The organism is Stenotrophomonas sp. A3_2, from assembly GCF_036624925.1.
Taxonomy (GTDB): domain Bacteria; phylum Pseudomonadota; class Gammaproteobacteria; order Xanthomonadales; family Xanthomonadaceae; genus Stenotrophomonas; species Stenotrophomonas hibiscicola.
Window position 1 is genome coordinate 1 of record NZ_JAZKVY010000347.1, and the last position, 306, is coordinate 306.

At 68.3% G+C, this 306-nt stretch carries 1 protein-coding gene; it reads right to left on the reverse strand.

Annotated elements, in window-relative coordinates; translation table 11 throughout:
* A partial coding sequence (locus R5H29_RS18520) for an FHIPEP family type III secretion protein (RefSeq protein WP_332329593.1) occupies positions 1-306 on the reverse strand: 306 nt, incomplete at both ends.

A 306-nucleotide genomic window follows, 5' to 3' on the forward strand; every position in this document is an offset into this window, starting at 1 on the left:
CCCGCGTATGGCGGCCCCTGTCAGAAGCACGGGGCTTTCCGCCGCATGCGCGTCGAACACCTCGCGGAAGCGGCGCATGAATTCCGAAAGTTTCGTCGGCGCCATCGCCAGCTGGCGGTCCTCCGCCGGACCGCTCAGCGCCTCGTGGAACGCGGTCTCCCACTCCGGTGAGAGCGTAATGAGCGGCAGCACGCCACCTGGCCCCGCGAATTGCGTGCAGATTTGCCGCGCCAGCCTTGTGCGCACGATGGTCACGATGCCACTGAGCCCGCGCGGCTGGCCACCGCAGGCTTCCTGTATGCCCTC